Origin of the sequence: Flavobacterium fragile (genome assembly GCF_023634865.1) — a bacterium.
In the GTDB taxonomy this organism is placed as follows: domain Bacteria; phylum Bacteroidota; class Bacteroidia; order Flavobacteriales; family Flavobacteriaceae; genus Flavobacterium; species Flavobacterium fragile.
Map to the genome: position 1 here is coordinate 64614 of NZ_JAMLJN010000006.1, position 21814 is coordinate 86427.

17 protein-coding genes are annotated in these 21814 nt (G+C 34.0%); 9 read left to right on the plus strand and 8 right to left on the minus strand.

Going from position 1 to position 21814, the window contains the following annotated elements; genetic code table 11:
- Positions 1–22: 22 nt before the first annotated feature.
- From NAT47_RS08465 to NAT47_RS08475, 3 genes are all read left to right on the plus strand, one after another.
- A complete protein-coding gene (locus NAT47_RS08465) occupies positions 23–1840 on the plus strand; it encodes a chloride channel protein (RefSeq protein ID WP_250581962.1) in 1818 nt (605 codons plus the stop codon).
- A 97-nt stretch (positions 1841–1937) separates the two neighbouring features.
- Complete coding sequence (uvrA, locus tag NAT47_RS08470; protein WP_250581963.1) at positions 1938–4769, plus strand: excinuclease ABC subunit UvrA; 2832 nt, start codon at positions 1938–1940, stop codon at positions 4767–4769.
- Between the two features lie 87 nt (positions 4770–4856).
- Complete coding sequence (locus tag NAT47_RS08475) at positions 4857–5582, plus strand: LOG family protein (RefSeq protein WP_250581964.1); 726 nt, start codon at positions 4857–4859, stop codon at positions 5580–5582.
- Between the two features lie 34 nt (positions 5583–5616).
- Here NAT47_RS08475 and NAT47_RS08480 read toward each other — a convergent pair whose 3' ends face one another.
- Positions 5617–6480, minus strand: a complete 864-nt coding sequence (locus tag NAT47_RS08480; RefSeq protein WP_250581965.1) for an alpha/beta fold hydrolase — start codon at positions 6478–6480, stop codon at positions 5617–5619.
- A 167-nt stretch (positions 6481–6647) separates the two neighbouring features.
- On the opposite strand from NAT47_RS08480, the gene NAT47_RS08485 reads away from it, so the two are divergent.
- From NAT47_RS08485 to cmk, 6 genes are all read left to right on the plus strand, one after another.
- The gene (locus NAT47_RS08485; RefSeq protein ID WP_250581966.1) at positions 6648–7466 is read left to right on the plus strand and encodes a M48 family metallopeptidase; all 819 of its coding nucleotides are present in this window, start codon (positions 6648–6650) and stop codon (positions 7464–7466) included.
- A gap of 66 nt (positions 7467–7532) precedes the next feature.
- Positions 7533–8828: an MFS transporter gene (locus NAT47_RS08490; protein ID WP_250581967.1), complete on the plus strand. Its 1296-nt coding sequence runs from the start codon at positions 7533–7535 to the stop codon at positions 8826–8828.
- A gap of 149 nt (positions 8829–8977) precedes the next feature.
- Entirely contained in the window at positions 8978–11440 is a 2463-nt protein-coding gene (gene lon, locus NAT47_RS08495; protein WP_250582094.1) for an endopeptidase La, read from the plus strand.
- 120 nt (positions 11441–11560) lie between these two features.
- Positions 11561–12580, plus strand: a complete 1020-nt coding sequence (gene porQ / locus NAT47_RS08500) for a type IX secretion system protein PorQ (RefSeq protein WP_250581968.1) — start codon at positions 11561–11563, stop codon at positions 12578–12580.
- 13 nt (positions 12581–12593) lie between these two features.
- Complete coding sequence (locus tag NAT47_RS08505) at positions 12594–13160, plus strand: hypothetical protein (protein ID WP_250581969.1); 567 nt, start codon at positions 12594–12596, stop codon at positions 13158–13160.
- A 21-nt stretch (positions 13161–13181) separates the two neighbouring features.
- Positions 13182–13865 carry a (d)CMP kinase gene (gene cmk / locus NAT47_RS08510; RefSeq protein ID WP_250581970.1) on the plus strand — a complete coding sequence of 228 codons (684 nt, stop codon included), beginning with the start codon at positions 13182–13184 and terminating at the stop codon, positions 13863–13865.
- Here the strand turns inward: cmk and NAT47_RS08515 are convergent, their stop codons facing one another.
- From NAT47_RS08515 to NAT47_RS08545, 7 genes are all read right to left on the minus strand, one after another.
- On the minus strand, positions 13866–14840 hold the full coding sequence (locus NAT47_RS08515) for an MlaD family protein (protein ID WP_250581971.1): 975 nt from the start codon (positions 14838–14840) through the stop codon (positions 13866–13868).
- Positions 14841–14848: 8 nt separating this feature from the next.
- On the minus strand, positions 14849–15595 hold the full coding sequence (locus NAT47_RS08520; protein WP_250581972.1) for an ABC transporter ATP-binding protein: 747 nt from the start codon (positions 15593–15595) through the stop codon (positions 14849–14851).
- Positions 15596–15597: 2 nt separating this feature from the next.
- Positions 15598–16383, minus strand: coding sequence for an MlaE family ABC transporter permease (locus tag NAT47_RS08525; RefSeq protein WP_250581973.1), 786 nt, complete (start codon positions 16381–16383; stop codon positions 15598–15600).
- Between the two features lie 116 nt (positions 16384–16499).
- Positions 16500–17495, minus strand: coding sequence for a virulence RhuM family protein (locus NAT47_RS08530; protein WP_250581974.1), 996 nt, complete (start codon positions 17493–17495; stop codon positions 16500–16502).
- A gap of 161 nt (positions 17496–17656) precedes the next feature.
- Entirely contained in the window at positions 17657–18124 is a 468-nt protein-coding gene (locus tag NAT47_RS08535) for a hypothetical protein (RefSeq protein WP_250581975.1), read from the minus strand.
- Positions 18125–18339: 215 nt separating this feature from the next.
- Entirely contained in the window at positions 18340–19728 is a 1389-nt protein-coding gene (gene lpdA / locus NAT47_RS08540; protein ID WP_250581976.1) for a dihydrolipoyl dehydrogenase, read from the minus strand.
- Between the two features lie 321 nt (positions 19729–20049).
- The gene (locus NAT47_RS08545) at positions 20050–21801 is read right to left on the minus strand and encodes an ABC transporter ATP-binding protein (RefSeq protein ID WP_250581977.1); all 1752 of its coding nucleotides are present in this window, start codon (positions 21799–21801) and stop codon (positions 20050–20052) included.
- Positions 21802–21814: the final 13 nt, after the last annotated feature.

The window sequence follows — 21814 nt, forward strand, 5'->3', positions numbered from 1 at the left end:
TTTCGCATGTAAAATCAAAACAATGCCAAGAAAGAAATCCTTTTCCTTAAAAACGTTTTTACATAAAACCTTCCGACGTTTAGAGCGATTTGTTTTTCTTTTGAAATCGTTATTAACACCGCGTCAGTTTATTTATTTGTCATGTGTTTTAGTTGGAATTTCTTCTGCATTAGCGGTAATTATTCTTAAAACTTTTGCACATTGGGTTTTTAAATCTTCCCAAAAGTTAGATGATATTTTTCATCTTCCCTATAGTAATAGTACATTACCTATCATTGGAATTATAATAACTGTAATTATTGTAAAAAAAGTTTTGGATGGTTCCATTGAAAAGGGAACTTCTCAAATTATGTATGCCGTTGCCAAAAAGCGCGGTATTATGTCTAGAAAACAAATGTTTGCCCAAATTATCACAAGTTCCTTCACCGTAGGTATGGGCGGAAGTGCTGGTTTAGAATCACCCATTACCATTACTGGAGCTGCTTTTGGAAGTAATTATGCGCAGAATTATCGTTTAAGTTACAAAGACCGAACGCTATTATTAGCTTGTGGTGTCGCTGCTGGAATCGGTGCTGCCTTCAACGCTCCGATTGCTGGAGTTTTGTTTGCTATCGAAGTAGTTTTGGCTGAAATTAGTATTACAGCATTTATCCCGATTATGATTAGTGCTGCTACAGGAGCTTTAGTTTCAACGGTAATGTTAAATGAAGACATCTTGTTTTCGTTTAAAAAAGTGCAGTTTTTCGATTATCATAATTTACCGTATTATATTTTATTAGGCGTTTTAAGCGGATTAGTTTCAATAAACTATGCACGAACTTTTAGAAAAATCGAACATTATTTTAGTGGTTTAAAATTTAATATCATCAATAAAGCATTGTTTGGAGCTGGAATTTTAGGTGTACTGATTTTCTTGTTTCCGTCTTTATTTGGTGAAGGTTATGAAAGCATCAAGCTATTAGCCGACAGTAATCCCGAGCGATTAGTTCAAAATACCGTTTTTGAGCGCTTTGAAGATTCGAAATGGATTTTGTTGTTGTTTGTTGGTGCTACCATGTTGATTAAAGTCTATGCCACAAGTTTAACATTAGGCGCTGGTGGAAATGGTGGAAATTTTGCTCCTTCGCTTTTTGTAGGTTCGTATTTAGGATTTTGTGTGGCTTATTTTTTCAACATAATAGGTTTTGCCAAATTGCCAATTGGGAACTTTACTCTTGTTGGAATGGCAGGTATTTTGAGCGGATTGTTTCACGCACCTTTAACCGCAATTTTCCTTATTGCTGAAATTACAGGTGGTTACAATTTGATGGTTCCTTTAATGATCGTTTCCTCGGTAAGTTTTGCGATTTCTAAGCGTTTTGAGCCTTATTCTTTCGATATTAAAAATTTGGCTGATAAAGGTGAAGTTTTTACCGATAATCGCGATGCTAATATTTTGAATTCTATCGATGTAGCGAAATTAATTCAAAACGATTACAAGGCAATTTCTGTTAGTGATAACCTTACCGAATTGGTTGAAAAGGTCCAATATTCTGAGGATGTCGTTTTCCCCGTTTTGGATGAAAATCATAAGCTATTGGGTTTGATTTCACTGGATGAAATAAGACCTATTGTTTTTTCATCATTTAAAGTGAAATATACTTCCACTAGCGAAGTTATGAAACCTCCAAAAGAAATAATTTTCTATGATGAGACTTTGGAAACTATCATGGAAAAATTCGACACTTCAAACTGTAAAGTATTGCCGGTATTAAAAGATGGAATCTTCCTTGGATTCATTCATAAACAACTTATCTTAGAGAAATACAGAATGCGATTGAAATCGATGATTATTGAATAAGACTGTATTTAAAAAATTATAATTAACAGAATTCTTCACATTTGTCTATCTCAAAAATTGGATTGAAATCAGTATCTTTGCGTTTTGCTAAAAAAACATGCAACACTCAGAAGAAACAATCGAAATTATTGGAGCAAGAGCTCATAATCTTAAGAATATAGACGTAACTATTCCGCGTGAAAAACTGGTTGTGATTACGGGTTTATCAGGTTCAGGAAAATCCTCACTGGCTTTTGATACGATATATGCCGAAGGCCAACGACGATACATCGAAACCTTCTCAGCTTATGCGCGTCAGTTTTTGGGTGGATTAGAACGTCCTGATGTAGATAAAATCGACGGTCTTTCGCCTGTGATTGCTATTGAGCAAAAAACTACAAGTAAATCACCGCGTTCTACTGTAGGAACGATTACTGAAATTTACGATTTTTTACGTTTATTGTATGCTCGTGGCGCCGATGCTTACAGTTACAACACGGGTGAAAAAATGGTTTCGTATTCCGATGAGCAAATTAAGCAATTGATTTTAGAAGATTTCAACGGAAAACGAATCAATATTTTAGCACCAGTAATTCGTTCTCGAAAAGGACATTATCGCGAATTATTTGAGCAAATTGCCAAGCAAGGGTTCTTAAAAGTTCGTGTAAATGGCGAAATCCGCGATTTAGAGTACGGAATGAAAGTCGATCGTTATAAGACGCATGACATTGAAATCGTAATCGATAGAATGGCAATTGATACAGAAGAAGATACCGATAAACGTTTATCAGAAAGCATCAAAACAGCTATGTATCATGGCGAAGATGTAATGATGGTCATCGAGCAAGAAAGTCAAGAAGTCCGTTTTTACAGCCGTAATTTAATGTGTCCGTCTTCTGGAATTTCGTATCCAAATCCAGAACCAAATAATTTTTCATTTAACTCTCCAAAAGGCGCTTGTCCGTGTTGTAACGGATTAGGAACGGTGAATGAAATCAATCTTCAAAAAATTATCCCAAATCCAAAAGCTTCCATAAAAAACGGTGGTTTTGCTCCTTTGGGTGAATATAAAAGTTCGTGGATTTTCAAGCAATTGGAAATTATCGCACAAAAATATGATTTCAAAATAACCGATGCCATTGAAACCATTCCGCAGGAAGCTATGGATATGATTTTGTATGGTGGAAACGAAAAGTTCTCAGTAGTTTCTAAGGTTATGGGAATTACTAAAGACTACAAAATAGATTTTGAAGGAATTTCAAATTTCATCAAAAATCAATACGATAATTCGGATTCGGCAAGTATCAAACGTTGGGCAAAAGAATTCATGGACGAAAATGATTGTCCAGAATGTAAAGGAACGCGTTTGCGAAAAGAATCGTTATATTTCAAATTAAACGGAAAAAATATTGGCGAATTAGTTCAAATGGACGTTGCCGAATTATCGGAATGGTTTGCCGATTTACCCAATCACCTTTCTGAAAAACAACAAGTAATTTCAACTGAGATTTTAAAAGAAATTACAGCGAGATTGCAATTTTTATTAGATGTTGGTTTGAATTATTTATCACTAAATCGAAGTTCAAAATCGCTTTCGGGTGGTGAAGCGCAACGAATTCGATTGGCAACGCAAATAGGTTCGCAATTAGTTGGGGTTTTATATATTTTGGATGAACCAAGTATTGGTTTGCACCAAAGAGACAACGAACGTTTGATTAAATCGTTAGAAAGTTTACGTGATATTGGAAACTCAGTAATCGTCGTGGAACACGATAAAGACATGATTGAACGTGCCGATTATGTGATTGATATTGGTCCGAAAGCAGGTCGTTTTGGTGGACAAATCATCAGCAAAGGAACACCAAAAGAATTGTTGAAAGAAAATACCATTACGGCTCAGTACATGAATGGTAAAATGCAAATTGAAGTACCAAAAACACGTAGAGAAGGCAACGGAAAATCCATCAAATTATCAGGAGCAACGGGAAATAATTTGAAGAACGTTTCAATTGAAATTCCGCTAGGAAAATTAGTTTGCGTTACTGGAGTTTCAGGAAGTGGAAAATCGACATTGATTAACGAAACGTTGTATCCGATATTAAACGCGCATTTTTTCAATGCAGTTAAAAAACCGCAACCGTATAAAAAAATCGAAGGTTTAGAACATATCGATAAAGTAATCGACATCGACCAAAGTCCGATAGGAAGAACACCTCGTTCGAATCCGGCTACTTATACAGATGTTTTTTCGGAAATAAGAACTTTGTTTACTCAAGTTCCTGAAGCTATGATTCGTGGCTATAAACCAGGAAGATTTAGTTTTAATGTAAAAGGCGGAAGATGTGAAACTTGCGAAGGTTCAGGTGTTAGAACTATAGAAATGAGCTTTTTACCTGATGTTTATGTAGAATGCGAAACCTGTATGGGAAAACGCTTCAATAGAGAAACATTAGAAATTCGTTACAAAGGAAAATCAATTTCGGATGTATTGAATATGACGGTTGATGAAGCGGTAGATTTCTTCGAAAATATTCCAAAAATTTATCGAAAAGTCAAAACGATTCAAGAGGTTGGATTGGGGTATATTACCTTAGGTCAACAAAGCACAACACTTTCGGGTGGTGAAGCGCAGCGTATTAAATTAGCAACGGAACTTTCCAAAAAAGATACAGGAAATACATTTTACATCTTGGACGAACCTACAACAGGTTTGCATTTTGAAGACATTCGCGTGTTAATGGATGTAATTAATAAGTTAGTTGATAAAGGAAATACGGTATTAATTATCGAACATAATTTAGATGTGGTTAAATTATCAGATTACATCATCGACATTGGTTACGAAGGAGGGAAAGGCGGTGGAGAAGTAGTAGCCAAAGGTACTCCGGAAGAAATCGTGAAAAATAAAAAAAGTTATACAGCGCAGTTTTTGAAAAAAGAATTATCTTAGCAGTCTAATTACTTCACACAACAACTCAGCTAAACTTTAATTTTTATTTCTAATAGTTTGTTTACAAACAAATTAACTAAAATTATTATGGCATTAGATCAATACGAAAACGAAGATCACAAAATTCAAGAAAAATTCAAGCAAAAGACTTGGAACGAAATAAGAACCAATGATTCATGGGCAATTTTTAAAATCATGTCAGAATTCGTAAATGGTTACGAATCAATGGGAAGAATTGGTCCATGTGTTTCTATTTTTGGGTCAGCAAGAACAAAACCGGAAGATAAATATTATTTATTAGCTGAAAAAATCGCTTATAAAATTAGTAAGGCAGGTTACGGAGTAATCACGGGTGGCGGTCCTGGTATAATGGAAGCAGGTAACAAAGGAGCACATTATGGAGGCGGAACTTCGGTAGGTTTAAATATTGAATTGCCTTTTGAGCAACATTTTAACCCTTATATCGATAAAGATAAAAACTTAAACTTTGATTACTTCTTTGTAAGAAAAGTAATGTTCGTAAAATATTCGCAAGGTTTTGTGGTAATGCCAGGAGGTTTTGGAACCTTAGACGAATTGTTCGAAGCGGTTACTTTAATTCAAACGAAGAAAATTGGAAAATTCCCTATCATTTTAGTGGGAACTGAATTTTGGTCAGGTTTATTGGATTGGATTAAAACCGTTATGATTGACAAAATGAAAAATGCCAATCCAGAAGATATGAACTTAATCAAAGTGGTAGATACAGAAGATGAGGTATTGGAAGCGTTAGATAACTTCTACAAAAAATACAATTTGTCACCAAACTTCTAAAAAAGCAAAAGTCCTTCAAATCGAAGGACTTTTTTTATTTTAATAGAAATTCTTTAATTTTATAAATTACAGTTTCATCCCCTAAAATTTTACGATGACCCAAACCTTCTGTAATTACCAATTCTGAACCTTGTAAATGTTCGTGAATATGATAAGCCGCTTTAACTGGAACATCATCATCTTCTTTATCGTGCATAATTAAAACTGGTATTTTAATGACTTTAGCTGCTTTGTAAGCTGAATAATCATCCATTTTTCCCGTAAACCTTTTTTCAAAATGATCTCTCAATTTGATTCCATATTCGGGTTTTAATTGTAGTTTTTTGATAAAATCATCAATAATATCTTGAATAATATCACCAGCTCCAATGGTAACGGCTTTTTTAACATTCAGATTTTGCTTTATCGCATTTAAAACCGACATTCCACCAAGTGAATGGCCAATTGCATATTCAAACGAACCATATTTTTTTTCCAATTCTAAAATCGAAGCGATAAACTCAGTCATTATCGAATAATTTCCCTTTGATTTTCCATGCCCAGGCGCATCAAAACTAATCGTCATGTAACCCATTTTAAGTAGCTCGTCTGCAATTTTGACCAATTGGGTTCCTCTACCCGACCATCCGTGAACCAAAAGTATTCTTTTATTACTTTTTCCATATTCATAAACTACGATTTCTTTGTTTATGGAGGGCACCATAATACTTTTTTGAACACTTTCGCGTTCCATATGTAATTCACGTTTTGGTAATTTATGACGAATTGGAGTAGTAAAAAGTTTGGCAGCAAATTTAGTTGTTAAACTAGGAGAAATAGCCTGCAAAATTTTAGCAGAAAACAAAATAGCTTTAGGTATTTCAATAACTTGCGATTGTTTTTGTTTCTTTTTGGACATGTTCATAAATTTTGTGCAAGTTACAATTTATGTAAACGAGGAAGTAAATTTTGGACTATAAAATAAAGTTAAATTATAAATTGTTTCTAGTTTACATGGTTACAAAATTTGTTTTGGGGATTAATTGTTAAACTATAAAATCGTATTTTTGTAAAAAATTTTCACTCATGAATTTCAAATTTAAATTTATTGCTTTTGTTATCTTGATACTCGTAGTATCATGTTCTAAAAATCCTTTCACGGGAAAAAGTACAATGGCTTTAGTTCCTAATAGTCAAATTTTTCCATCGGCTTTTCAACAATATAATCAATTTTTATCTGAAAATAAGGTAATAAAAGGAACAGCCGATGCCAAAAGAATAGAAACTATTGGATCAAAAATTAAAACTGCATCAGAAAGATGGTTAGCGGCTAATGGTCACGTAGGGTATTTGGACGATTATGCTTGGGAGTATAAATTGGTAGACAGTAAAGAAGTTAATGCATGGTGTATGCCAGGTGGAAAAATCGTTTTTTACACGGGTATTTTACCTATTTGTAAAGATGACGCAGGAATAGCAGCTGTTATGGGACATGAGGTTGCGCACGCATTAGCAAATCATGGACAACAAAGAATGAGTGCTGGACTTTTACAGCAATTAGGTGCGGTTGGTACTCAAGTAGCAGTTGGAAATAAAGATCCTGAAACACAAGCCTTAATCATGCAAGCTTATGGAATAGGAACTCAGGTAGGAGGTATGCTCCCTTTTAGTAGAGCTCATGAAAGTGAAGCAGATATGATTGGATTAACCTTAATGGCAATTGCAGGTTATGATCCAGGTCAAGCGGTTAAATTATGGGAACGTATGTCGGCAAATTCAGGAGGACAAGCACCACCAGAGCTTTTAAGTACACACCCAAGTAATGAAACACGTATTAAAGAATTGACCGCTTTAGTTCCACAAGCAAAAGCCGAGGCTGCTAAGTTTGGAGTAACTTTTAAATAATTAGAAAAATACTTTTATATTTGAATCCCGACATTGTCGGGATTTTTTTATTTTAAAATAAATGCTATGCAACAATTTCAAAAAGGAGATTCAAAACTTCTAAACGCTTGGGCTTTTTATGATTGGGCAAATTCTGTTTATGCTTTGGTAATTTCATCTACTATTTTTCCTTTATATTATGGCGCTTTATTTCGCCAAAAAAATATTGAAGAAATTGCATTGTTTGGACTTTCAATTCGGAGTGAAGCTTTAATAAGTTATGTTACAGCATTAGGTTTTTTAATCATTGCTTTTATATCGCCATTATTATCAGGAATTGCCGATTACTTAGGAAATAAGAAGTTTTTCCTGAAACTTTTCTGTTATGTTGGTGCTATTTCATGTATGAGTTTGTACTTTTTTTCAATAGATGATGAAAAGGTTATTTTCAGTTTGGTTTCTTATTTACTTGCCTTAATCGGTTTTTGGGGCAGTTTAGTATTTTATAATTCGTATTTACCCGATATTGCTCACAAAGAACAACAAGATAAGATCAGCGCAAAAGGGTTTAGCTTAGGATATGTGGGAAGCGTTATTTTGTTGCTAATTTGTTTGGCAATGGTAATGTCGGTAGAGGATGACCAAAAGTTGCAAATGATGCAATATTCGTTTCTTTTAGTTGGATTTTGGTGGATAGGATTTAGTCAGTATACCTATTATTACTTGCCCGATAACAAAAACTCAAATAAACTCCACAGAAATCTGCTTTTCAATGGTTTTAAAGAGTTGCGAAAAGTTTGGCATCAGTTAAAAGAATTAAAACCTTTACGACGTTATTTAGCTGCTTTCTTTGTTTACAGTATGGCCGTTCAAACCATTATGATTGTGGCGGCTTATTTTGGAGAAAAAGAAGTGCAATGGGGAAGCGATAGCAAACGAACAATGGGTTTGATAGTAAGTATTTTATTAATCCAATTAATTGCCGTTTTAGGTGCTTGGTTAACCTCAAAAGCTTCAGCAAAATTTGGCAATATTAAAGTGTTGATTTTTATTAATTTCTGTTGGATTTTAATTTGTACATATGCTTATTTCGTAATCACTCCAAACGATTTTTATATTGCAGCTGCTTTCGTTGGATTGGTCATGGGAGGGGTTCAGTCTTTATCACGATCAACGTACTCTAAATTCATACCAGAAAATACGGTTGATACAACATCTTTCTTTAGTTTTTATGATGTAGCCGAGAAAATTGGTATCGTAATCGGAATGTTTACCTACGGTTATATCGCTGATGTTACAGGTAAAATTCAAAATGCTATCTTATTTTTAATCTTATTTTTTGTTGTGGGATTACTTTTATTATTACGAGTGCCAAAAAAGTAATTTATTGGCATACATCTTGACCTATATCTTTTGAAATTGCTATTTAGAATTGTTTTATGATTTGATTATCAATAAAATAACGCTTTTCTGCGTACCTTTGAATGGTATTTCAAATGATTATTACTGACAAAAAGACCAGATATATTATTATGCCGAATCAAAAAATACTAGCACTTGACAATTTGTCACTTCAAGAAATGGATCCAGATGCGGAATTGATTCCGTTAATGACGCCTGAAGACGAAGAAGAAATGAACAACGAGGCTTTGCCCGAAGATATTGCCATTTTGCCTTTACGAAATACCGTTTTATTTCCAGGAGTGGTTATTCCAATTACTGCAGGAAGAGATAAATCGATTAAATTAATTAATGATGCTAACGCCAAAGGTAAAATTATTGGTGTCGTAGCTCAAATTGATGAAAATGTAGAAGAACCTACTCCAAATGACGTCCATCATATTGGAACAGTAGCTCGTATCATGCGTGTTTTAAAAATGCCTGATGGAAATACAACTGTAATTCTTCAAGGTAAAAAACGTTTCGAAATTGAAAATTTTACCCAGGAAGAACCTTATTTGAGAGCTACTATAAAAGAAGTTCCAGAAGAACGCCCTGATACTAAAAACGTTGAATTCAAAGCGATTGTAGAGTCAATTAAGGAACTGGCTATCCAAATTATCAAGGAAAGTCCAAACATCCCAACAGAAGCTACTTTTGCTATTAAAAATATCGAAAGCAACCCGTTTTTAATCAATTTTGTTTCTTCTAACATGAATCTTTCGGTTGAAGAAAAACAAGAATTGCTGTCAATTCCAAATTTAAAAGACAGAGCATTAGAGACTTTACGTTATATGAATTTAGAACTTCAAAAATTAGAAGTTCGCAACGATATTCAGTCTAAAGTGCGTTTTGATTTAGACCAACAACAGCGCGAATATTTCTTGCAGCAACAAATGAAAACCATTCAAGAAGAATTGGGTGGCGTTTCGTATGAAGCCGAAATTGAAGAAATGCGTGCCAAAGGAAAAAAGAAAAAATGGGACGATAAAACTGCCAAACATTTCGAAAAAGAATTGTCTAAGTTGCAGCGAACCAATCCAAATTCGCCTGATTTTGGTATTCAAAGAAATTACATCGAGTTGTTTTTAGAATTGCCTTGGAACGAATTTACCAAAGACAACTTCGATTTAAAACGTGCTCAAAAAATTCTTGACAGAGATCATTACGGTTTAGAAGAAGTAAAGAAACGTATTATCGAACATTTGGCTGTTTTGAAATTGCGTAACGATATGAAATCGCCAATTTTATGTTTGTACGGACCTCCAGGGGTTGGTAAAACCTCAATTGGAAAATCTATTGCAGAAGCTTTAGGAAGAGAATATATTAGAATGTCTTTAGGCGGTTTACGTGACGAAGCAGAAATTCGTGGTCACAGAAAAACCTACATTGGTGCAATGCCAGGACGAATTCTTCAAAATATTAAGAAAGCGAAAACGTCAAATCCAGTATTTGTTTTGGATGAGATTGATAAATTGTCATCTAGTCATAACGGAGATCCATCTTCGGCTTTATTAGAAGTTTTAGATCCAGAACAAAACAAAGAATTTCATGATAATTTCTTGGAATTAGGATATGATTTATCAAAAGTGATGTTCATTGCAACATCCAATAGTTTGTCAACGATTCAGCCAGCACTTCGTGACCGTATGGAAATCATCGAAATGACAGGTTATACCATTGAAGAAAAAATCGAAATCGCCAAAACACACTTATTGCCAAAACAATTAAAAGAACACGGATTAACCGCTAAAGATTTACAAATTGGTAAAAAACAATTAGAGAAAATCGTTGTAGGTTATACACGTGAATCTGGAGTTCGTGGTTTAGAGAAAAAAATTGCTCAAGTGGTGCGACATGTAGCAAAATCAATTGCTATGGAAGAACCTTACAACGTAAAAGTTTCCGATGCTGATATTTTAGAAGTATTGAAATCGCCACGAATGGAGCGCGACAAATACGAAAATAACGATGTTGCAGGAGTAGTTACTGGTTTAGCGTGGACATCAGTAGGTGGTGACATTTTATTCATTGAATCCTTAATCTCAAAAGGAAAAGGAGCGATGACCATGACGGGTAATTTAGGAACCGTTATGAAAGAATCAGTTACCATTGCTTTGGAATACATTCGTGCTAATGCAGAAGATTTAGGGATTAATCCAGAAGTTTTAAACAATTATAATATTCACATTCACGTTCCAGAAGGAGCAACACCAAAAGACGGGCCAAGTGCCGGAATTGCCATGTTGACTTCAATGGTGTCTTCGTTTACTCAAAAAAGAGTGAAAAAACACATCGCCATGACAGGAGAAATCACACTTCGTGGAAAAGTATTGCCTGTAGGTGGAATCAAAGAAAAGATTTTGGCTGCGAAAAGAGCAAACATCAAAGAAATCATTTTGTGTAAGGAAAACAAACGCGATATCGAAGAAATTAAACCTGATTATATCGAAGGTTTAACGTTTCATTACGTTGACAGAATGAGTGAAGTGTTAGACATCGCCATTACAAATCAAAAGGTGAAAAACGCCAAAGATTTAGGAACTAAAAAATAATTTCAAATTTATAAGTACAGGAACTCTCAATAATTCACTTATTGGGAGTTCTTTTTTTGTTTCCTAACCGATATAATTTTATCTTCGCACTTGCGTTATAAGTAAGATTAACATCAAAAAATGCTAAGAAAAGTCGTATTCCTTTCATTCCTACTGCTATCGGCTGCTACATTTAGCCAAATAGGAGGTAAGGCAGTATATCAGTTTTTGAACTTAGCACAATCACCGCGACAAGCTGCTTTAGGTGGAAAAACGGTTACCGTTGTGGACTATGATGTAAATCAGGCTTTTTATAATCCAGCTACGATAAATCCTGATATGCACAATCGCTTGTCTGCAAATTACGGAAGTTATTACGGAGAAGTTTCTTATGGAACTGCGGCTTATGCTTACACGTATGACCGTCATTTGCAAACTTTTCACGCTGGAATTAGTTATATCAACTACGGTACTTTTGAAGGTCGTGATGAACTTGGGAATGTAACCTCCAATTTTACAGGAAGTGAAGCTGCATTATCGCTAGGTTACGCTTATAATTTACCTTGGACCGATATGTATGTTGGGGCCAATGCTAAATTGATTTCTTCTACTTTAGAAAGTTACAATTCCATTGGAGCAGCGGTAGACTTAGGGTTTTTGTATATCGATACAGCTAATGATATTAATTATGGTTTTACGATTCGAAATTTAGGTTTTCAAATTAAGCCATATGAAACTACCAATGAAAAGTTACCATTAGCTATTGATGCCGGAATTTCGCAATTGATGGAAAATGTTCCAATTCGTTGGCATGTGACTTTTGAAAATTTACAACAATGGAATATTGCTTTTTCCAATCCAAATCGAGCACAAGGAAGTTTAGATGGAGGTTCGGAAGAAGAAAAAGTATCGTTTTTTAACAACGCTTTACGTCACCTAATTTTAGGAGCCGAATTGTTTCCAGAAAAAGGCTTTAATCTTCGATTAGGTTACAACTTTAGAAGAAGTGAAGAATTACGAATTGTAGACCAACGCAATTTTTCAGGAATATCAGTTGGTTTTGGATTGCGATTTGGAAAAGTAAAATTCGATTATTCGTATTCCAGATATACCGTGGCAGCCAACACGAGTTTGTTTGGCTTGATGATTGATTTGAATTAGTAAAAAGTAAAAAGTGAAAAAGTTAATTAAAATTTTGATTTCTATAGTTTTTATTTGGACAATCGATTGTTATTGCCAACAAAAAAATAATGAAAAGTTAGATTTTAAAAACTCTATAGAATACTCTATTGAAAGTGTAAGTAATGAATTGAATCCATTAATAAAAAAAATAAATATTCTTTTTAACGATGGTGATATTGATAGTTTAACGATGAATGACTATCACTTGTGTAAATCTACAATTAATCTGAATAAGCATTTTGTAGAAAAATTAGTTGAAGTTGATAATGAAATTAATTTAAAAAGTGGAACTATAAAATATTTAGAAGATTGTGAAAAAATTCTTGATATTTTTATACTACCAGTCATAAAGGTTTTAAATTATTCTGAAGAAATTGACAGAAATAAAATTATTGACGGAATTTCATTAATTGAGACTTCATTGAAACAAACTACCGATTTAAGCCAATCACTCGATGAATTTTGTTTGAAATATAACTTATCAAGAAGAATGAGAGATTTTGATAAGAACGTTTTTAAAGAGAAAATCGAAAAACTCAAGTCAGAATTAAATAATTAATTCACTTATTTTTGATTATATATGAAAAAAATTACCATAGCAATAGACGGTTTTTCGTCAACAGGAAAAAGTACATTGGCTAAGCAATTGGCTGCAGCATTGGGTTACGTTTATGTAGATACGGGTGCGATGTATCGAGCAGTTGCTTATTATGCGATGCAACATAACTTGGTTTCAGAAACCCATTTAGATAAAGCAGGTTTGATTGCTCAATTACCGAATATCAATTTACGTTTTCAATTCAATCCTGCTTTAGGATTTGCCGAAATGTACTTAAACAACGAGAATGTAGAAGCTCAAATCAGAACGATTGAAGTTTCACGTATGGTGAGTAAAGTAGCCGAAATTTCGGAAGTGCGTGCTATGTTAGTCGAGCAACAACAAGCCATGGGCAAAGATAAAGGCATTGTAATGGATGGAAGAGACATTGGCACCGTAGTTTTCCCGGATGCAGAATTGAAATTGTTCATGACCGCAAGTTCAAAAAAGAGAGCTCAAAGACGTTTTGATGAATTAGTTGAAAAAGGACAACACATTACCTTTGAAGACGTACTTCAAAACGTAGAAGAACGCGATTATATCGATACGCACAGAGAAGATTCGCCTTTAGTGAAAGCAGATGATGCTATTGAAGTCGATAATTCTTCGCTAAGTAAGAAAGAGCAATTTGAATTGGTTTTAAATTTGGTAAAGGAGAAACTTTAACTATTTCCCCTGTTTTGCTTTCTGCTTTGCTTGTTTTTTAAAATATCCTCTAAACAAGAAATTATGTTTCAAAGCCTCTAAATCTTCATTTAGTTTGATGCTTGCTTTGTTGATGTTGGTAATGGTTGAATCGATTTGTTTTACCAATTTTGGATCATTCGAAAGATAATTTATTGCACCTTTTCCATCTTTAACATTGGTAATAGTGGTATTTAAATTGGTAACCACTTTGTCTATCTCACCACTTGATTTTTCTAAATTAATCACAATTTTTTTCATTCGATTCGCAACAACTGTATCATTTAAAGTACCGATAACATTGTCTTTTCGATTTAAATCGTTGATTAATTTATTCAAACTAGCTACAGATTCCGAAGTTCCTTTACTCGTAATGCGCAAATAATTCATCGTTTCTTGAAGGTTTTTCGACATTACTGTGTCGCGAATTAACATGCCAACAGTCCCTTTTCCTTGTGTGATTTCTTGTGTTATCTTCAACAAATCTGCGGTTAACATGGCCGCATTTTCATTGGTTACATTTAAGGTTTCTAGCATCGCATCAGTTCCAATTCGGCTGTAAGATTGAATAGTGTCGCCATTTTTTACTTTTTGTGCTTCACCTTTTCCAGGAATAATATTGATAATCATGTTGCCCACCAAACCATCGGAACTAATCGTAGCAATTGCATTTTTCTTAATGTGTTCCATAATTTTGTTATCGATAATCATGTGCACACTAATAGTGGTATCGTTAATCATTTCGATTTCCCTTACGGTTCCAATGTCAATTCCTGCATAACGTACATTGTTGCCTAATTGTAAACCATTTACGTTGACAAAAACCGCTTTCAAATGCGAGGTATTACCAAACATATTTTGCTTGTTTCCAATAAAATAAATGGCGGCTAAGAATACCAAAGTGCCTATGATAACAAAGATTCCGAGTTGTATTTTTTGAGAATTGGTTTTTTCCATTGCTAAAACTATTTAAAAAATGCTTGTACTTTTGGATCGGTTGAATTGGTTAATTCGTCAAACGTTCCTTCTATATAATTAATACCATCTATTAATAAAATCATGCGATTAGCAATTACTTTCGCGCAATCTACATCGTGTGTGATGATAATCGATGAGGTGTTGTATTGTTTTTGTATTGAATTCATCAAAAGTACAATTTCTTTTGATGTAATGGGGTCTAAACCAGTTGTGGGTTCGTCATATAAAATTATTTTGGGTTTTAAAATCAAGGTTCTGGCTAAGGCAATTCTTCGTTTCATACCGCCCGAAAGTTCGTTTGGCATTAAATCAATAGCATGCACTAAGCCCACACTTTCCAAAGCTTCCATAACCAAAGGTGTCGTGTCATTAATATTTCCAAATTTTTTCATGTGACGACGCAAGGGAAATTCCAAGTTCTCTCGAACCGACATCGAATCGTATAACGCACTTCCTTGAAATAAAAATCCGATCTCAGTGCGTAATTCGTCTAAATCTTCTTGTTCGAGGTTGTTGATTTCTTGGTTCATGACTAAAATCGAACCGCTATCAGGTTGCTCTAAGCCTATCACACATTTAATCATCACCGATTTTCCCGAGCCCGATTTTCCCATTACCACTAAATTTTCTCCTTCAAAGAGTTCCAAATTGAAACCATTCAAAACCACATTGCTGCCAAATTGCTTGTGCAAGTCTTTGATGGTAATAATCGCATTTTTAGTTGGAGTTGTCATGGTTATAAATCGTAAAAAATGTTCGTTACAAAAACCGCTACAAAGTCAATAATAAAAAGCAACATTGAAGTATAAACTACCGCTGCATTGGCAGCTTTTCCTACGCCAGCCGTACCTTTTTTACAGTTGTAGCCTTTGTAGCAACCTACTAAACCAATCGCAAACCCAAAAAAGAAAGTTTTGATGGTTGCCGGCACAATATCGCTATATTCTAAAATATTAAAAACCTGATTGAAATATAAGGTAAACGATACATTTCCTTTTATGTTTTCTACCAAATAGGAACCATAAATAGCAATGAAATCACCTAAAATTACTAATAATGGCAACATTAACGTAGTCGCTAAAATTCGTGTAATGACTAAATATTTGAAGGGATTGGTTCCCGAAACTTCCATGGCATCAATTTGCTCGGTTACTTTCATGGAACCTAATTCAGCTCCAATACCTGAGCCAATTCTTCCAGCACAAATTAAAGCGGTGATGATGGGACCAATTTCGCGAATAATGGAAACACTAACCATAGATGCCATCCATGAAACGGCACCAAATTCCTGCAACGTTGGACGCGATTGCAAGGTAAACACCAATCCAATGATAAAGCCCGTAACGCTTACCAACAATAAAGAGCGATTTCCGATGTAAAAACACTGGCGCAACAATTCTTTGAATTCGTAAGGCGGTTTCCAAAATTCTTTGAAAAAACGTTCTGCAAAGTAGGAGAGTTCCCCCACTTCGATGAGAAATTTTTGTAAAGCTTCAGTAAGGTTGTTTAAGTATTTTTTCATGAAGCATCATTATTACAACCAAATATAGTAATTTTTAATCAGATATTACATGACATTTGTAAGAGTTGTAGTAAAAAATAGGAGTTATAGTGGAGTAGGATTTTAAAACAAAAGCTTTAATCTAGTTTTTTAATTTGTTTATCAAAATCAGAAATTATCTTTTGGGTTTTATTAAACACTTCATATTCTTGAATAGCTTTTTTATCCGCTTGGAGTTTAGAAATGAAGCCTTTTCCCTCTAAAATTTTATAGTCATTGAAGTTTAAAAATCTGTTAACACTTTCTGCTAATTGTTCCATCGTAAAAGTATTCTCACGTTCGATTAAGCCTTCAATATAATCGAAATAGGAAGTAACTCTTCGTTCTAATTGTTTGATTTCTTTTTCATCTAAGTAGTTTTTTGATTTGATAACATCTTGCTTTAAAATTCTACCATCAGGAGCATTTTTCCAAGTTGTTAAACCCATATTTTCAGCAGTTTTATTTGCCTTTTTGTGAATGATTTCGGCAGCTGTATTTCCAGTTATGGCAAAATGAAACTTATTCTGAATCATAGCATAAAAGTTCTTTGTGATTTCGGAATTTCTGTCGTAATCTAAACAACATTCGGCAAAAATATCAGTTACTTGTTGATAAATACGACGCTCACTTGCTCGAATAGAACGAACGCGTTGCAATAATTCTTTAAAATAATCTTTTCCAAAAACTGCTTGCCCTTGTTTTAGGCGATTATCATCTAAAACAAAACCTTTAATAATATATTCTTTTAATGCTTGTGTTGCCCAAATACGAAATTGCGTAGCTTTAGCCGAATTTACTCTATAACCAACAGAAATAATGGCATCGAGGTTGTAATAGTCTAAATCTCTATTTACTGTCCGATTACCTTCTGTTTGAACTGTTCGGATTTTCCGAACAGTTGAAGTTTCATCTAGTTCGTTAGTAGTATAGATATTAGTTAAATGCTCGCTAACAGTTGATTTTACTACACAAAAAAGCTCAGCAATTGCCTTTTGTGTTAACCAAACCGATTCATCCTGCAACAAAACATCAACCCGAATTTCACCAGTAGGAGCGGTGTATAACAAGAATTTTTTTAAACTTTCCTCCATGTTTATTTCTTTAGAAATTCTTTTTCATAAGCTTTTCAGTAACATAATTACAATCAAATATACTGAATTATTTATCACTTGCCAACTTACATTTGTAAGAGTTGTAGTAAAAAATTGGAGTTTTGGTGAGTTGGGTTTTGGTTGGATTTTGAATTTGTTTACTAAGTATTAACATTCAAAAAGCTTGTAAACTTTTCGTAAATCAAATTAAATGACCTTTCAAAAATTAAACCGAGAAATACAAACCTTATTAATCCAACAAACATTGTGAACGGTACTAACATTCCTAGTGCATTTGGGAAACCAATTTTAAAAGCATTGTAAAAAATTCCGCTTATTCCAAATATAAACATTATTGAAATTAATATTTTGAATGGTTTATTGACTTCTGCAATAATATTAACTGAGTGATTTGAAAAATCACCTTTTAATACCGTAAATGCACCAATACCAAATTTAGAATTTATAATTTCAAAATGATTCCCATTAATTCGTCCAATAAATTCTTTATTTGTTAATTTAGTTGAAAGACTATCTGAATGCAAAGTATTTGACCTTAAAATCTGTATATTCTTTTCAAAATTATCTATCAATTCAATTTTGTAATTCTTTGTTGGAAAAATTTTCATAAATAGCTTTAAAAATATTAAAAAATGATTGTACTTAAATGTTATAAAAATACATCTTGTTAATTTGTCAAAATTGTAACTATACATTTATAGTACTTCAAATATAATCAATTTTTCCTACAAACCCTTTCCAAGTTTTTAACAAAAAATCCGACTTGCTTTCACAAATCGGATTTCATCTATTTTCTAAAATCTATTTTCTTTGTTCCAAAAGACTACAAGTGAATTACTTCACCATAAGCATCAGCCACAGCTTCCATAACCGCTTCACTCATGGTTGGGTGAGGGTGAACTGCTTTTAAGATTTCGTGCCCTGTAGTTTCTAATTTACGTGCTACAACTGCTTCTGCAATCATATCGGTAACACCAGCACCAATCATGTGGCAACCTAACCATTCACCATATTTAGCATCGAAAATTACTTTTACAAATCCATCTGGAGTTCCAGCAGCTTTTGCTTTTCCTGAAGCTGAGAATGGGAATTTACCCACTTTGATTTCGTATCCTTTTTCTTTCGCTTGTTTTTCAGTCATACCCACAGAAGCAATTTCTGGAGTTGCATACGTACAACCTGGAATGTTTCCGTAATCTAATGGCTCAACATGTAAACCTGCAATTTTTTCCACACATAAAATACCTTCAGCAGAAGCAACGTGTGCTAATGCTTGTCCTGGCGTTACATCACCAATAGCGTAGTAACCTGGAACGTTAGTTTGGTAATATGCGTTTACTAAAATTTTATCTCTATCGGCAGCAATACCGGTTTCTTCTAATCCAATGTTTTCAATGTTGGTTTTAATTCCAACAGCTGATAATAAGATATCCGCTTCTAAAACTTCTTCTCCTTTTGCTGTTTTAACGAATGCTTTTACGCCGTTTCCAGAAGTATCAATTCTTTCCACAGAAGAATTCGTCATTACATTAATTCCAGCTTTTTTCAACGAACGCTCAAATTGTTTTGAGATGTCTTCGTCTTCCACTGGAACTACGTTTGGCATGAATTCTACAATCGTAACTTCAGTTCCCATTGCGTTATAGAAATGAGCAAACTCAACTCCAATCGCACCAGAACCCACAACAATCATTTTCTTTGGTTGCTCAGGTAATGTCATCGCTTGACGGTATCCGATTACTTTTTTACCATCTTGCGGTAAGTTTGGTAATTCGCGAGAACGCGCTCCTGTTGCAATGATGATATGATCAGCTGAATATTCTGTTACTTTTCCGTCAGCAGCAGTAACGTCAACTTTTTTACCTGGTTTTACTTTTCCAAAACCATCAATAACGTCGATTTTATTTTTCTTCATTAAGAATTGAACTCCTTTGCTCATTCCTTCTGCAACCGAACGCGAACGTGCAATCACAGCATTGAAGTCTTTGTCAAATTCCTTAACGGTTAATCCGTAATCTGAAGCATGTTTTAGGTAATCAAAAACTTGAGCCGATTTTAATAATGCTTTCGTTGGAATACAACCCCAATTCAAACAAATTCCACCCAAATTTTCTTTTTCGATAACGGCTACTTTGAAGCCTAATTGTGATGCTCTAATAGCAGTTACATAACCACCAGGACCACTTCCTAAAACTATGATATCGTATTTCATTTTATAAAGTATTTCAGTTTTATTTATAAGTTGCGAATTTAAGGAATTAATTTAAAACAAGTGCAAGGTCAAGAACAATTTCAAAGTCAAATTCAAGTTCAATTGCAAATTCAATTTAAAGTACAAAAAGTAAAACGTCTCTGTGTAGCTCTATCAACACAAAGCAAATCAAAAAAACCTCGGTGAATCTCTGTGTAAAAAATTTAACCACAAAGGGCACAATGAAAGCACAATGAACACAAAAAATCAGCGATAATCCATTCAATCCGTGTTATCCGCGTTCTAAAACTGAATACTAATCACTGAATACTGAACACTACACTATTCAACCTCCACAGCAAACTGCGAATCGTACAATTTCTTATAATAACCATTTGGTTTGTTCACCAATTCGCTATGTTTTCCGAATTCTACGATTTGACCCTTATCCATTACGATGATTTTACTCGCGTTGATAACAGTTGCTAATCGGTGGGCGATTACTATAGAAGTTCTATTTTTTGTTATGGTTTCCGTAGCTTTTTGAATCAATTCTTCCGAATGTGTATCGATTGAAGAAGTCGCTTCATCCAAAATTAAAATACTTGGATTGCTAACATACGCTCTCAAAAAAGCAATCAATTGACGTTGGCCTGAAGAAAGCATCACACCACGCTCTTTTACGTTGTAATCGTAGCCTTCTGGTAAAGACATGATGAAATCGTGGACGCCAATTTTATTTGCGGCTGTAATGACATCTTCTCTAGTAATTGCCTCGTTATGTAGCGTAATGTTATGATAAATCGTATCAGCAAACAAGAAAACATCTTGCAACACAATAGCAATTTGCTTGCGAAGACTTTCTAAGGTATATTCTTTAATGTTTCGATTATCAATAGCAATTTCACCTGAATCAATTTCGTAAAAACGATTCAATAAATTGATAATGGTTGATTTTCCAGCACCCGTACTTCCTACAATAGCAATGGTTTCGCCCGGTTGGACTTCTAAATTGATGCCTTTTAAAACTTCTTCGTTTTTGATGTAACTAAAACGAACGTCTTTCAATTGAATAAATCCTTTAAAATGCGTCGCTTCAACTGTTCCGTTATCTTGAACATCATCTTGTTTTTCTAAGATTTCAAAAACTCTATCGGCGGCAATGATTCCCATTTGCATTACGTTGAATTTATCAGCAATTTGACGCAAAGGATTAAATAACATGTTGATTAACATCGTGTAAGCAAATAAATCTCCTACGGTTGTTAATGTATCACCATTTATGATGGAAATTCCAGCATAATACACAATCGCACCAAGGGTTAATGAAGAAACAATATCGGCTATAGGGAAAAAGATGGAGTTGTACAAAATGTTTTTCAACCAAGCTACATTGTGTTTTTGATTGATTTCTTTGAATTTTTCTAATTCAATCGCTTCTCTATTAAATAATTGTACGATTTTCATTCCGGTTAATCGCTCTTGTACAAAAGTGTTTAAGTTGGCTACTTCGTTTCGAACGTCGTTAAAAGCGACTTTCATTTTCTTTTGAAAAACATCGGTAGCGTAAATTAAAACCGGCATGGCTAAAAGTACTATTAGCGATAATTTCCAGTTCATATAAAACATGATTCCGAGTATCACAACCATTTTGAGTACATCACTCACAATCATGAACAAACCTTGACTAAAAATACTAGCAATCGATTCAATATCCGAAACGGAGCGTGTTACTAATTTTCCAACAGGTTCATTATCAAAGTACTTCATTTTAAACGAAGTAATATGATGGAATAATTTATCGCGAATGTCTTTTATGATATCTTGTCCGAGCCAATTTGCCCAATACGTAAAGTAAAACTGCGCCAATACTTCTAATAAAAGTACTACAGCCATTAAAACAACATAAAGGAGTAAACCGTTTTTGTCTTCAGGTTTAATGTATTCGTCAACTGTTTGTTTTAATAAATAAGGTCGCGCTGCAGCAAAAATAGAAAGTAAGATAGCCCAAATAATCACCCAATTGAACCTTTTTTGATAAGGTTTTGCATAGTGTAATACTTTTTTTAATGAATTGGATTTGATGAGCTTCATTTATTTATTTTCT